The sequence below is a fragment of the Rhodovibrio sodomensis genome (assembly GCF_016583645.1).
In the GTDB taxonomy this organism is placed as follows: Bacteria; Pseudomonadota; Alphaproteobacteria; order Kiloniellales; family Rhodovibrionaceae; genus Rhodovibrio; species Rhodovibrio sodomensis.
Genome location: NZ_NRRL01000122.1, coordinates 1 through 13161, shown reverse-complemented (window position 1 = coordinate 13161; position 13161 = coordinate 1). Strand labels below are relative to the sequence as shown.

Here is a 13161-nt window from a genome sequence, read left to right as displayed (position 1 = left end):
AGGCATGCCGGGCCTCGTTGCGCAGCTCCTCGGCGGAATAGTCGGCCCGCAGCGGGACCGGTGCGGGCATGGCAAGCTCCTCCCAGTCATCTTGTCGGTCAGCTTGCCTAAAGCCCAACATATGCGATTCGTCGCTGGGAATCCCCGCTATCGAGTCAGCTTCCGAAGCCGGTGGTATTACTGCTGCGGATCCGCAAGAAATCACGTAGCCGATCTGCTTCGCAAGTTATTAACGAACCACGAACGCACGAGCCGCTTCGGTTGTATATACGATAAAAATAACACGTTTTTCGGTTTTTTTGAGCGTCTGAGGGACATTTGCGATTTCGCAGACCCATAGAGTTGGCAGAGAACCACCGACCGAGTTTCGACCTGATGCCTGCCAACCTCATGACAAGCCGCCAAGCGGCTGAATACTTGAGCATCTCCGAGGCCACCTTGTCGCGGTTAAGGCAGGCGCGAGAACTTGGCTATTTCATGGTCGGCAAACGCTATCGGCACAGTCTCGCTGATCTTGATCTTTACCTCGAAAAGACAAGGATGAAACCAAAATGGCACGCCCAAAGCGAAGCTCCGGCTACAATACCGGTGGAAAAGGGGATGGAACACCGTACCTCAAGGTCCACCCCAAAACCGGCATCTACCAGATATGGTACTACGATGCCAGCGCCCGAGGAATGCGGAGCCGTACTACTGGCACGCGAGACTATCGGGAGGCTGAAAGGAAGCGGTCGGCGCTTGTAGCCGAGCGCGATGCCGAGAAGCATCACCAGCCGATCGAGTCGGCCCGGCTCGCCGCCCTCATCAACACATATGCCACCCACGGCGCCCCCAAGCTGGCGTCCATGGACCAGGCGCTGCGGGCGTGCGAACTCATCCTGGAGTATTGGGGGAGCGCCACCGTCGCGGACCTGACGCAGACGGACACGCGCGAGAACCCCCCGCCGCTGCCAAAGACGCAGGATAAGTGGATTGCTTGGCTCCGGCACGACAAGGGGTACTCAAAGGACTACATCCACCGGACCTGCGCCACCCTGTCTCGCGTGCTGCATTTCGCACGGGAGAACCACGTCCTCATCGAGGCCCCGTACGTCAAGATTCCGCAGGGCGGTAATGTACGCGAGCGCTGGCTTCTCCCTCACGAGGTGCTGGCCCTGCTCGGCTCCGCCCACGCGCTCGGGTACGACCACGTGGGGCTGTTCATCAAGATTTGCCTTCAGACCTGCGCGCGCCCGGAGGCGATTTTCGACCTCACATGGCAGCAGTGCAAGATGTCGCGCCGCCGCATCGCCCTGAACCCACCTGGCCGCGCACAAAACCGCAAGCGCCGGCCGAACCTACCGATGACCGACGCCCTTTACCGAACGCTCGCGGAAGTGCGCCCGCACAACCCCGACCCGAAAAGCCACGTCGTCCTCTACCAGGGGCGCCCAATCAAGGAAGTGAAGTCGGCCCTCAAGACGATTACCGCCCGCGCCGAGCGAGTGCTGAAGGCGCACGCCGTGGAATGCGGGGAAGACCCAAGCGAGATTGAGTTGTACAAGAGCGTGACCCCGTATGTCTTCCGGCACACCGGCGCGACCTGGATGGCGCAGCGCGGCGTCTCAATGCGCGACCTCTCCGAATACCTCGGCCACGTCGATGAGCGCATGGCGCGGCGGCACTACTGGCACCACCACCCCGACTACATGAAGCAAGGCCGCGACGCGGCGAACGAGTCCGCGGTGTGGGAAGAGTAGCTTGCGGCTTACGGTCTGCTGTTTCTCCGTTCGTCCTCAATCAATCTGCTCCTGCGCCCTGGCCAGCACGCGGTTTGAGAGTCGCTTGTATTTGCGTCGCCGGCATCGGCCTACTCCCCACGCGACCGCTGCGGCCCCGAAATTAGAGCGGATTCCGATCACTCTGGCTCATAGCCCGCTGCGGTGAAGAAGGCCTGGCAATCGTCCGGGGTGACGAATTGATGGCGTTGCGGATGGCGTCCCAGAGGCTGGTAACGGTCCGCGCCGCCGCCTTTTTGACGAGGGCTTTGATCTTCGAGAAAGCCATCTCGATTTGAAGTCAGGGCTGTAGGACGGAAGGAAGTGCAGTTCGGCGCCTGTCCTTTCGATCGTCGCGCGGATCGCCGGCGGCTTGTGGGCCGGCAGGTTGTCCATTACCACGATGTCGCCTGGCCGCAGGGCCGGGACCAGGACCTGTTCGACATAGGCGAGGAAGGCCACGCCGGTCATTGCGCTGTCCAGCGTCATCGGCGCGGTCATGCCGGACAGGCGGAGGGCGCCGACGAAGGTGGTGGTCTTCGAGTGACCGCGGGGAACCGGTGCCCGGCACCGATCGCCACGGGCGGAGCGACCATACATCCGGGCCATCTTCGTCGATGGTCCGCACTCGTCGGTAAACACCGGCCGCTCGGCGTCAAGATCGGGGTGGCCTTCGAACCAGGCGAGGCGGCATCGGGCTTCGTCCGCACGGCCTTGCGCCGTGGCGCGCGCAGTTTTTTCCGCGTCACTTCGTGGCGCTGTGCTGGAAGTACCAGCAGACGACGTTCGGCGTCGGACAGTAGTCCAGGACCGCGTCCAGCCGGTGAGCGACCTCCGCCAAGGTGAGGTCCGGCTTCCCGTCGACCCATCTCAGGATCTGGTTGCGTTGTTCATCAATCCGAAGGGATCAATGATTGCCGCCGCGCGTGTCGGGGTCGACGTGCCAGCGCGTCCAGGCACGCTGAGCCCAGCGGATCGCGGAAGACACCCTGTCCCCGAACCGTTCGGGTGCAGCCCTGCGGTCCCATCGGCTTTAACGGCTTCCACGCCACCGCGGCGCAGATCGACCGATAACGACTTGGCCATGAGAGCTAGCCTCGTTCACCAGCCCTCACCTTGAGTCACATCCCCACTGGGTTGGGAATCCAGCCGGTTCAGCAGCCACACAAAGCGCTCTAGCCCTTGCCAGCTGCCAGGAAAATGAGGATGTCCTTGATTATGCTCATGCCGTGATTCTAGCCCCTTCGAATCCGAGGGAGGAGGGGATTCCAGCCTTCAGAACTGAGCACTTGGTGAGTACCGCCCTCTCGGACGATTCGGCTAGTCATTAAAAACCCCCTGTTTCCAAGGGGGTTGAGTGGTGGAGCCGGTGGGACTCGAACCCACGCCCTCTACAATGCCATTGTAGCGCTCTCCCAGCTGAGCTACGGCCCCAACCGCGTGCGACGGTGAGAGATCGTGCCGGGCGCTGGGAACCGCCCGTCCGCCGTCGCACCGGAACCTAAGAAGCGCCGCCCGGGGTGACAAGAGAAAACTGCCGGCGACGCTTGATCGATTTTGCGGTCTTGGGCGCCCGGCCCGGCTGGGACCGGATGCGCCTTCGAAAACGCGCCGGACCCCGGCCGGACCGGGGCGGCCGGCCGGCTAGTTGTTCTCCTGTTCGTCGTCGTCGACCACGTTGCCCAGCGGTTCGTCCTCGCCGAGCTCGGAGCTGTCGTCGATCTCCTCGCTGGTGTCGTCGTCGAGCGGCGTTTCGTCCGTCTCGTCACCCAGGACGGGTTCCTCGGCGGACGCGGCCGGGGCGGCGGGCGCGGCGGACGCCGCCTTGGCGCGGCCGGAGTCCTTGCCGCGGCTGCGCCGGCTTTTGGTCGGCGCCTCGACATCGACCGTCTCGCCGCAGGACGGGCAGGCCGGCGGGCTCTTCCGCAGGTCGTAGAACTTCGTGCCGCATGACGGGCACAGGCGCTTCTTGCCCCACTCGGGCTTGGCCACGGCTTGGTCCCCCGTTGCTCCGTGAATGGGCTGCTGCGTCGTTCGCGTCCGGTCAGCAGACGACCGGGGGCCGGGTCCAGGCGGCGTGCGCCGCAAGCCGGCGTCGGCGCTCAGGGCCCGGCCGCTGGTACGGCGTCGGCAATTGCCACGCCCCGGCTGGACCTGTCAAAAGGAAAAGGCCGGGCGTGCCCGGCTTTCGCCGTGCCCGTGCAAGCCGCCCGCCCGCGCGCCAACGCCGTCAGGCCGAACCCCTGCAGGACCGATGACCGATCCCCACGCGCCCCCGCGTCCGCTGACCGCCCGGCCGGCCGAGGGGCTGTCCGGCCGCGCCGCGGTGCCCGGCGACAAGTCGATCTCCCACCGCGCGCTGATGCTGGGCGCGCTCGCCGCCGGCGAGACCACGATCCACGGCCTGCTGACCGGTGCCGACGTGATCGCGACTGCCGATGCGATGGCGGCGCTGGGCGCGACCATCCATCGCGGCGGCCCGGGCGAGAGCTGGCGCGTCCGGGGCCGCGGCGTGGGCGCGCTGGTCGAGCCGGAGGGCGTGCTCGACCTGGGCAACTCCGGCACCAGCGCCCGGCTGTTGATGGGCGTGCTGGCCGGGCACCCGGTGAGCGCGGTGATCACCGGCGATGCCTCGCTGCGCCGCCGGCCGATGGGCCGGGTGATCGAGCCGCTCAGCCGGATCGGCGCGCAGATCTCCGCGCGCAGCGGCGGCCGGCTGCCGCTCACCGTGACCGGCACGGCCGACCCGCTGCCGCTCGAATATGTCCTCCCGGTCGCCTCCGCCCAGGTGAAGTCGGCGGTGCTGCTGGCCGGCCTGAACGCGCCGGGCGAGACCAGCGTGATCGAGCCCGAGGAGACGCGCGACCACACCGAGTTGATGCTGAGCGCCTTCGGCGCCGAGGTGCGGGTCGAGCGCACCGGGCAGGGCCGGCGTTCGACGTTGGTCGGCGAGGCGGAGCTGACCGGCCGGCTGGTCCGGGTGCCGGCGGACCCGTCGTCCGCCGCGTTCCCGCTGGTCGCCGGGCTGCTGGTCCCCGGCTCCCGGGTCGACCTGCCGGCGGTCGGGATGAACCCGCACCGCACTGGCCTGTTCACCACCCTGCGCGAGATGGGCGCGGCGCTGAGCGTGCGGAACGAGCGCACCGAGGCGGGCGAGCCGGTGGCCGACCTGATCGCCCGGGCCGGCCCGCTGCAGGCGGTCGAGGTGCCGGCGTCGCGTGCGCCGTCGATGATCGACGAGTACCCGATCCTGTGCGTCGCCGCCGCGCTCGCCGAGGGGCGGAGCGTGATGCACGGCATCGCCGAGTTGCGGGTCAAGGAAAGCGACCGGCTGGACGCGATGGCACGCGGTCTGGAGGCGTGCGGGGTGCGAATCGAGGAGGGCGAGGACTGGCTCGCCGTGCACGGCACCGGCGGCCGCCGGCCGGCCGGCGGGGCCAGCCTGGACGCCCGGCTGGACCACCGGATCGCGATGAGCTTCCTGATCCTGGGGCTGGTCAGCGAGGCTGGGGTGAGCGTCGACGACGTCCGGCCGATCGACACCTCCTTCCCCGGGTTCGACGCGCTGATGACCGGCCTGGGCGCGCTTTTGAAGAGCTAGCCGGCCTCGGGGCCGCCGGTCGCGGCCTCCGCCTCGCGCGGCCCGCCCGGCGGCCGGCTGGCGCGACGGCCGACGAACCCACGGCCTACCGCTAATTCCCGCATTGTCGAGTCGGGAGTGCGGTTTGGCGCACGCTTGGGGTTAACGGAACCGGGGAGGAGTTGATAGCGTTCATGCCGCCGGGCGGCACAAGCCACCCCACCAAAAACGCCCCGCGGCCGGGGCCCGGCAAGACAGCGAGGGCGGCCGCCCGGTTGGGGTAAACGCCGAGCGACGTGAACGCGCGTTTCGACAAGACACGACAGCAAGGGAGGCTCACCAATGAGCGACACCAAGCGCAGTCACGCGGGCACGACCCAGGCCCAGCGCCACGGCATGAACCGCCGCGGCTTCATCAAGACCGCCGGCGTTGCGGGCGGCGCGCTCGCGCTGACCGGTGTTGGCGCCCCGCGCGTGCGCGCGCAGGCGGCCAAGGTCAACATCGGGCAGATCGCGCCGATGACCGGCTCCGCGGCCGAGTTCGGCCCGTTCTACCGGGACGGCGCGCGCCTGGCGGTCAACCAGATCAACCAGGCCGCCAAGGAGGTGTTCGGCCACGAGATCATCTCCGAGCACATCGTGGAGGACACCAACACCCTGCCGACCCCGGCGATCGAAAGCGCCCGCAAGCTGGTCGAGGCCGACGGCGTACCGGCGATGATCGGCGCCTGGTCCTCGGGTGTGACGGTGGCGACCGCGACCTCCGTGTCGATCCCCAACGGCGTGCTGCAGATCTCCAACGGCTCGACCTCGCCGCTGATCACGGTGCTGCCGGAGGACGCGCAGGCCGACCTGCTGTTCCGCACGACCTCCTCCGACGCGCTGCAGGGCGTGGTGGCCGCGCAGCTCGCCGCCGGCGAGATCATGGACGACTATTCCAACAAGACGGCGGCCACGATCTTCGTGAACAACCCCTACGGCCAGGGGCTGTCCAACGCGTTCGCGCGGTCGTTCCAGCTGCGCGGCGGCACGGTGCAAGCCCAGGTGCCGCACCCCGAGCAGGTCCAGCCGACCTACAAGTCGCAGCTGGCCGTGGCGCTCAAGGACGACCCGGATATCCTGGTTTGCTGCTCCTATCCGGGCCACACCGCCACCTTCCTGAAGGAGTCGCGCGACGTCTTCGGCTTCACCAACTGGCAGTTCGTCGACGGCAACAAGTCGCAGAAGGTGCTGAACGCCGTCGGGGCCGAGGACCTCGTCGGCAAGATGGGCACCGCGCCGGGCTCCGACCCGAGCCTGCCCGCCTACCAGAACTTCCAGAGCGCGTTCATGTCGCAGTTCGACCACGACCGGATCGTGCCGTTCACCAACTCGGCCTACGACGCCGGGGCGTCGATCGGTCTCGCCGTCGCCCGCGCGATCGCGACCGGGGCGAGCGAGCTCGACGGCCGCACCATCCGCGACAACCTGCGGCCGGTCGCCAACCCGGGCGGCACGCGCATCGACGGCGGCAAGCCGGAGAACTTCGCCCAGGCGATGGAGATGCTGCGCAACGGCGAGGACATCAACTACTCCGGGGCCGCCGGCGCCTGCGACTTCGACGAAAACGGCGACGTGAAGACGCCGATCGCGATTTGGCGCTTCACCAAGGACGGCACCAAGACGGTGCAGATCCAGGGCGCGACCGAGATCCCGGCCGAGTAAGCCCTGGCGTGGCGCGTCGGCGGGCGGGAGTTAGCTGAGCGGGTTGTTCCCCTTCAGCCTCCCGACCCGCCAGCCGGCATCCGGCCGCTTACGAGGCCGCCCGGCAACCCCGCGCGGCAAAGCCCGTCGCCGCAGGACCTGCGGCGGCGGGCTTTTTTCGTGTCGTGTCGCCACGGGGAGACACCCGTGCGCGGGCCATGCGATCCAGCCAGCTCTCGGAACAGGTCACGTCGACCGCGAGAACCGGGTCGAAACCCGCCGACGGTCAGCCCGCGAAGGGCGGCGGGTGATGTGACCCAAACCAGACGACAGAGCAACCAACCAAGGTCGCGGGGCGACTGGCTTGTTGCTGCTGATCTGAACTTTTCAACACCGTGCGTCTCTCTACGACACCCGTAGAGACAGCTGTGGCCGACGCGTTCTCTCTCGGCGCCAAGATCTTATTAGATCGCGATTTCGCCGTGGGTCGCGATGACGCGCTCAGCCGGCAACTCGGGTGTAAAGGCGGGTACGCCCGTCCCGGGTGAAGGCGAAGACGTCCTGGATGCCGCCGCCCCCCATCCCGGGGGAATCCTGAGGCATACCGGGCACTGCGATGCCATGCACATCGGGGCGCTCGGCCATCAGCTTTTCGATCGCCGGAAGCGGCACGTGGCCCTCCACCACATATCCATCCGCGATCGCTGTGTGGCAGGACGCAAGCTGCGGCAGCAGACCGACCTGCTTCTTGATCGGCGTCACATCCTGCAAGTTCACCACCTTGACCTTCCAGCCATCGGCCCGAACGTAACCTACCCAGCGTGCGCAGCAGCCGCACGTTGGGCTCTTGTAGACCCGCATCGTCTTGGCAGGGGCCGCGGCGACCGAGCCGATACACGGCAGTGCGGCTGCCGCTGTCACACCGATCAGCGCGCCCGCGAAACCACGGCGGTTGAGTAGACTTCGGTCATTGTGTCGGCTCATCCTGCCTTTCCAGTCCTTTCCAGTCCTAGCTAAGATGCTTGGTTTTCGAAAATCGCTTCAAGGGCACGCTACCTCGTTGATGGCTCTGTATCCAACAATGTGCCGACACCGTGATCAAGGTGAGAACAGGCAAAATTTGCATATTGACCTTCCACCAAATGGAAGGTGCCAGTCTCGCGCAAATATGCATGCGCAAATTGAGCGCCGCGAATACGCCCCACCGATATCCGATTCGGCTCTGGGTACGCCTACCTACCAAGGCTGAGAAGAACGGAGGGGTATTCCGTTGCCCGGTACGAAACAGGAGGCGGCGGAGTAGGGAACGCTTCCGGAGATCGGCATCGCTTGTCGGTTCCAAAACTCAAGGATCACAGGAGAGAACACGATGAAGGAGAATTGGCTTTGCAGGGCCGCACCAACAACCATTGCGGCGGGTGTGATCAGCGCGACATCCACGGCGATGGCGCAAGGGAATCCCGCCGGCCGTTACGACCACATGATGTGGAACGGCGGATGGGCCCATTGGATCATGGGGCCCTTTATGATGATCCTTTTCGTCGGGCTGCTAGTCTTTGGCGTCGTCGCGGTGATCCGGTGGTTGGGCCCACCCGAGCAACGTGCCCGACACGCCGCCGGCTCGTCGGCACGTGCTATTCTTGAAGAACGGTTTGCCCGCGGCGAGATCGACGAAAAAGAGTTCAGCGAGCGTAAACGTGCCCTCGAAGAGTGATTTGGGGCTCGTCGCGTGTACGGATGGCGTGTCAAGTCTAATAGAAAACAGATATCGTGCATCGATCTCTGGCAGCGATGCGTGGCGGCTGAACCGAAGCGTTGGCACCGAAGATTTATCAATGTTCTAGTATCTGAACGCTCAAGGGGGCCGTAATCAGGTAAAGAGGCGCAACGCAAAGCGCACCAGACAATCACAAACGAAAACAACCAATCGGAGGGAGCCCAAACAATGATCCGAAAAGTCGCCTTTGCAGCCGGCGCAATACTGGCAGCCTCAGTGGCGTTGTCGGCGCCGAACGTCGTCGCACAAAACCAATCTGACAGTCAGCAGCCGCAAGCTGGTAACGGACGAATGGGTGGTGGCTACGGCATGATGGGGCGCGGACAGGGCATGGGGCCCGGGATGATGGGGCCTGGCTACGGCATGCAGCAGGGCTGGATGGGCCAGCAACGCGGCATGGGTCCGGGCTACGGCCCCCAGGGTCACGGCTACGGACAGGGACAAGCCGATCCCGAATGGCACCAACGGATGCACGAATGGATGCAGAACTGGAGCGCTCAGCGTGGCTACAACAATGGCTACCAGATGCCGCCAGGGATGATGGGCCCAGGCTACCAAATGGGCCCGGGCATGATGGGGCCGGGTCAGACGGGGCCTGGTATGATGATGCCTCGCCAACGCATGGGGCCCGGCATGATGGGGCCGGGCTATGGGATGGGTCCTGGCGTGATGTACGGACCCGAGTACGGTATTCAGCGTTTTCCCGAGCGCGAGGTTACGACCGACGACGTGCGGGCCGTTCTTGAGCAGCGTGTCGCTAGGAACCCCAACCTGAAGGTCGGCAAGGTAGAAGAACATGAGGACCGGATCGTCGCCGAAGTGGTGACCAAAGATGGCTCGCTCGTGAGCCGTTTCGAGGTCGATCCGGAGACCGGCCGCTGGATACCTGCCAACTGATCTCGAATACTTTCGAGTTTTGCGTCCCGCTCCCGGTGAGCCGGAGGGCGGGGCGCTTCAGCGTTAGCTACAGGGTAATCCTCCAGCAAAAATTGCCCGATGACCAAGCATACAGCTATCGCGCGGCCGCATTGGCCCATCGCTGCTGTCAGCATTCACCCGCGTCGTGGCCGATTTCGCGCGTATACCGGACGCACGGCCCGTGAGCCTCTCTGCGGCCTCACCCCTTCGAACCACGCCCGTCCACCAGCCCCGGCAGCAGGGCCGGGATCTCGGTGAACGAGCTGACGGTCGCGTCGGCGCCGAGGGTCGCGGCGGGTTGGGCGGTGTAGCCGTAGTCGACCAGGACGATCGGGATGCCGGCGGCGCGCGCGGCGTCCAGGTCGGTGATGCTGTCGCCGATCATCACGCAGCGTGCCGGGTCGCCGCCGGCGAGTTCGATCGTGCCGGTGAGGTGGCCGGCCTCGGGCTTGCGCACGGCGAAGCGGTCGCCGCCGGCCACCGCGGCGAAATAGGGCGCGAGCGCGAGGTCGCGCAGGATCAAGTCGCTGGGCGCCTGCGGCTTGTTGGTGCACATGGCCATGGTGTGGCCTTCGGCGCGCCAGCGGTCCAGCGTCTCGATCACGCCGTCGTAGGGCCGGCTGCGGCTCGCGGGGTCGCGGCCGTAGATGTCCTTGAACGCCTGCACCAGTTCCGGCAGATGCCGGCCGTCGGGCCGGCCGCCGGCCGCCTCCAGACCCCATTCCACCAGCCGGCCGACGCCGCGGCCGACCAGCTTGCGCACCGTGTTCTCCGGCAGCCGGACGAGGTCCTGCGCGGCCAGCAGCTGGTTCAGGGCGCGGGTCAGGTCGGCGACCGTGTCGACCAGCGTGCCGTCCAGGTCGATGACGAGCGTCGCCGGCGCGTCCAGGCGGTCGGCGGTGGCGTTGGACGGACGGTCGGACATCTGCGCGTGGCGCTCCCGGATCGGCGGTCTGGCATCGGTTGGGCGCGCGTGGGCGGCGCCGGCGGCGGCCACGGGTTTGACACGGCCGCACCGGCTTGCGCGCGCGCGGTCGCGGCCTGACGTGGCTGGCTGGACGGGATGCTAGCCTAACAGGGACCCCGTTGCATCCCGTGGACGGACGAACTGAAACGAAAGGACGCAGCCATGACGACGATCCACAAGGCGGCCGGCGCCAAGCGGGCCGGTGCGGCGCTGATGCTGGCACTGCTGCTCGCCGGCACCAGCCTGCCGGCGCTCGCGGCTGGGCAGAGCGGCGATCGGGATGCCGGCGACCGCCAGGCGGCGGGCGGCGACATGGGGGGCAGCGAGATGAGCGTCCAGGAAGCCTGGGCAAACGCCAGGGAGGACTGGAACCAGCTGCAGGACGCCAGCGGCGACGCCCTGAGCGCGGCGCGCAAGCAGTTCCAGCAATCCTGGAACCGGCTGCAGAGCCTGATGTCCGAGCAGGAGGGGACGGCCCCGCCGCCGGACGATCCCGCCGTGCTGCAGCAGCGCACGAACGGCGAATAGGCGGTATCGGGCGGGTGCGCGGAAGCTCGTGTCGACCCTTCCGCGCGCCCGCCTCGACGGGCCGCGCACGTCGCGACGGTGCGTTCGGGACCTGCGCGGCCCGGTGGAGCTAACCCGCCGGGTCGGCTTGCACGCGGCGATGCAACATGATGAAACAAGCCTTGATTTGAAGCCGGGGCGCCAGCTTGGCTAGCTCCGGCAAGCAACGCGTCGCATCCCCAGGCGGTTCGCCCGCGAAGTCGAGTGTCCGTGAGCGCCGAACAGACCCGATCCGCATCCGCGCAGGAGCCCGGCTCTACCCGCCCGCTGGGCGTCGTCGTGCTGGCGGCGGGGCAGGGTACGCGCATGCGCTCCCGCCGGCCCAAGGTGCTGCACGACGTCGCCGGCAAGGCGATGCTGCGCCACGTGCTGGACGCGGTGGCGCAGCTGCGGCCGGCGCGCTGCGTCGTCGTGGTCGGCCCCGGGCAGGCGGCGGTCGCCGAAGCGGCCGCCCCGCACGCCACCGCCGAACAGACCGAGCGGCTGGGCACCGGCCATGCCGTCCAGGCCGCGCACGCCGCCCTCGGCGAGCTCGCCGCCGACCCGCAGGCGGAGGTGCTGATCACCTGCGCCGACACGCCGCTTCTGACCGCCGAAACCCTGGCCGGCCTGCGCCGGAGCCGGACCGAGCAGGCCGCCGAGATCGCCGTGCTCGGCTTCCGGGCCCGCGATCCGGGCGGCTACGGCCGGCTGGTGCTGGACGCGGACGGCCTGCTGCAGCGGATCGTCGAGGCCAAGGACGCGGACCCGCGGGAACGCGCGATCGAGCTGTGCAACGCCGGGGTGCTGCTGGCCCGCGCCGACCTGCTGTTCGAGGCGCTGGCGCGCGTCGGCAACGACAACGCCAAGGGCGAGTATTACCTGACCGACGTCGTCGGAATCGCCCGCGGCCAGGGCGCGCGGATCGCGGTGGCGCTGGGCGGCGAAGCGGAGATGCAGGGCGTCAACAGCCGCGCCGACCTGGCGGCCGCGGAAGCCCAGATGCAGCGGCGCCTGCGCGCGGCCGCGATGACCGGCGGCGCCACGCTGAGTGCGCCCGAGACGGTGTTCTTCAGCCACGATACCGCGCTTGCCGCCGACGTGACGGTCGAGCCGCACGTCGTCTTCGGTCCCGGCGTATCGGTCGCCGAAGGTGCCACGATCAAGGCGTTCAGCCATCTGGAAGGCACCCAGGTCGGCCCGGGCGCCCAGGTCGGCCCGTACGCCCGCCTGCGGCCCGGCACGGTGCTGGGGGCGGACAGCCGGGTCGGCAACTTCGTCGAGACCAAGAACGCCCAGCTCGGCGCGGGGGCGAAGGCGAACCACCTGACCTATCTGGGCGACACGGTGGTGGGCGCGGCCGCCAACATCGGCGCGGGCACGATCACCTGCAATTACGACGGCACGCTGAAGCACCGCACGGAGATCGGGGCGGGCGCCTTCATCGGCTCCAACAGCGCCCTGGTCGCGCCGGTCACGGTGGGCGCCGGGGCGATCGTGGGGGCCGGCAGCACGGTGACCCAGGACGTCGCGGACGATGCGCTGGCGCTCACCCGCGCCCAGCAGCGGACGGTGGCGGGCGGCGGCGCGCGGTTCCGCGCGTCCCGCCAGGCGGAAAAGGCGCGCCGAACGGGCGCAGACACGGACGGGAGCTAGGCCATGTGCGGCATCATCGGCATCGTCGGACGGAACCGGGTCGCCCCGCTGCTGCTCGACGCCCTGCGGCGCCTGGAGTACCGCGGCTACGATTCGGCCGGGATCGCCACGCTGGTGAACGGCAAGATCGACCGCCGCCGGGCCGAGGGCAAGCTGCGCAACCTGGCCCAGCGGCTGGAGGAGGCGCCGATCGAGGGCACGACCGGGATCGGCCACACCCGCTGGGCGACCCACGGCCGGCCGAGCGAGGGCAACGCCCACCCGCACGCCAACGCCC

General features: G+C 67.9%; 10 protein-coding genes, 1 tRNA gene and 3 pseudogenes. 9 read left to right on the top strand and 5 right to left on the bottom strand.

The window, feature by feature from the left end:
- Positions 1-375: 375 nt before the first annotated feature.
- Together CKO28_RS29465 and CKO28_RS23340 are read left to right on the top strand one after the other, a co-directional pair.
- A pseudogene (locus CKO28_RS29465) lies at positions 376-525 on the top strand (helix-turn-helix domain-containing protein); the annotation flags it as partial.
- A gap of 26 nt (positions 526-551) precedes the next feature.
- The gene (locus tag CKO28_RS23340; RefSeq protein WP_242480767.1) at positions 552-1739 is read left to right on the top strand and encodes a tyrosine-type recombinase/integrase; all 1188 of its coding nucleotides are present in this window, start codon (positions 552-554) and stop codon (positions 1737-1739) included.
- Positions 1740-1907: 168 nt separating this feature from the next.
- Here the strand turns inward: CKO28_RS23340 and CKO28_RS23335 are convergent.
- The 3 genes and pseudogenes from CKO28_RS23335 to CKO28_RS23325 form a co-directional block, all read right to left on the bottom strand.
- A pseudogene (locus tag CKO28_RS23335) lies at positions 1908-2522 on the bottom strand (transposase); the annotation flags it as partial.
- Between the two features lie 593 nt (positions 2523-3115).
- Positions 3116-3191, bottom strand: a tRNA-Ala gene (locus CKO28_RS23330).
- A gap of 210 nt (positions 3192-3401) precedes the next feature.
- Positions 3402-3749, bottom strand: a complete 348-nt coding sequence (locus CKO28_RS23325) for a TIGR02300 family protein (RefSeq protein WP_200343297.1) — start codon at positions 3747-3749, stop codon at positions 3402-3404.
- Positions 3750-4011: 262 nt separating this feature from the next.
- Between CKO28_RS23325 and aroA the strand changes: the two genes are divergently transcribed.
- Positions 4012-5358 (top strand): 3-phosphoshikimate 1-carboxyvinyltransferase, encoded by a 1347-nt coding sequence (gene aroA, locus CKO28_RS23320; RefSeq protein WP_200343296.1) that lies wholly within the window; start codon positions 4012-4014, stop codon positions 5356-5358.
- Between the two features lie 321 nt (positions 5359-5679).
- Positions 5680-7041, top strand: a complete 1362-nt coding sequence (locus CKO28_RS23315; RefSeq protein ID WP_200343295.1) for an ABC transporter substrate-binding protein — start codon at positions 5680-5682, stop codon at positions 7039-7041.
- Between the two features lie 480 nt (positions 7042-7521).
- Here the strand turns inward: CKO28_RS23315 and CKO28_RS23310 are convergent, their stop codons facing one another.
- A complete protein-coding gene (locus CKO28_RS23310; protein ID WP_200343294.1) occupies positions 7522-8004 on the bottom strand; it encodes a DUF411 domain-containing protein in 483 nt (160 codons plus the stop codon).
- Positions 8005-8389: 385 nt separating this feature from the next.
- Here CKO28_RS23310 and CKO28_RS23305 point away from each other — a divergent pair, with 385 nt between their 5' ends.
- Positions 8390-8734 (top strand): SHOCT domain-containing protein, encoded by a 345-nt coding sequence (locus CKO28_RS23305; RefSeq protein WP_200343293.1) that lies wholly within the window; start codon positions 8390-8392, stop codon positions 8732-8734.
- A gap of 231 nt (positions 8735-8965) precedes the next feature.
- Positions 8966-9694, top strand: coding sequence for a hypothetical protein (locus tag CKO28_RS23300; RefSeq protein WP_200343292.1), 729 nt, complete (start codon positions 8966-8968; stop codon positions 9692-9694).
- A 220-nt stretch (positions 9695-9914) separates the two neighbouring features.
- Here the strand turns inward: CKO28_RS23300 and CKO28_RS23295 are convergent, their stop codons facing one another.
- Positions 9915-10640 (bottom strand): HAD-IA family hydrolase, encoded by a 726-nt coding sequence (locus CKO28_RS23295; RefSeq protein ID WP_200343291.1) that lies wholly within the window; start codon positions 10638-10640, stop codon positions 9915-9917.
- Positions 10641-10844: 204 nt separating this feature from the next.
- Between CKO28_RS23295 and CKO28_RS23290 the strand changes: the two genes are divergently transcribed.
- The 3 genes and pseudogenes from CKO28_RS23290 to CKO28_RS23280 all read left to right on the top strand — a co-directional run.
- A complete protein-coding gene (locus CKO28_RS23290; RefSeq protein WP_200343290.1) occupies positions 10845-11210 on the top strand; it encodes a hypothetical protein in 366 nt (121 codons plus the stop codon).
- Positions 11211-11459: 249 nt separating this feature from the next.
- Positions 11460-12884, top strand: a complete 1425-nt coding sequence (gene glmU / locus CKO28_RS23285; RefSeq protein WP_338050230.1) for a bifunctional UDP-N-acetylglucosamine diphosphorylase/glucosamine-1-phosphate N-acetyltransferase GlmU — start codon at positions 11460-11462, stop codon at positions 12882-12884.
- A gap of 3 nt (positions 12885-12887) precedes the next feature.
- A pseudogene (locus CKO28_RS23280) lies at positions 12888-13161 on the top strand (glutamine--fructose-6-phosphate transaminase (isomerizing)); the annotation flags it as partial.

What these genes read in the sequence shown, in the direction of transcription:
- CKO28_RS23315 (WP_200343295.1), top strand. Translation starts at nt 5,680, where the DNA reads ATGAGCGACACCAAGCGCAGTCACGCGGGCACGACCCAGGCCCAGCGC.
- CKO28_RS23310 (WP_200343294.1), bottom strand. Translation starts at nt 8,004, where the DNA reads ATGAGCCGACACAATGACCGAAGTCTACTCAACCGCCGTGGTTTCGCG.
- CKO28_RS23290 (WP_200343290.1), top strand. Translation starts at nt 10,845, where the DNA reads ATGACGACGATCCACAAGGCGGCCGGCGCCAAGCGGGCCGGTGCGGCG.
- CKO28_RS23305 (WP_200343293.1), top strand. Translation starts at nt 8,390, where the DNA reads ATGAAGGAGAATTGGCTTTGCAGGGCCGCACCAACAACCATTGCGGCG.
- CKO28_RS23295 (WP_200343291.1), bottom strand. Translation starts at nt 10,640, where the DNA reads ATGTCCGACCGTCCGTCCAACGCCACCGCCGACCGCCTGGACGCGCCG.
- CKO28_RS23340 (WP_242480767.1), top strand. Translation starts at nt 552, where the DNA reads ATGGCACGCCCAAAGCGAAGCTCCGGCTACAATACCGGTGGAAAAGGG.
- CKO28_RS23300 (WP_200343292.1), top strand. Translation starts at nt 8,966, where the DNA reads ATGATCCGAAAAGTCGCCTTTGCAGCCGGCGCAATACTGGCAGCCTCA.
- aroA (WP_200343296.1), top strand. Translation starts at nt 4,012, where the DNA reads ATGACCGATCCCCACGCGCCCCCGCGTCCGCTGACCGCCCGGCCGGCC.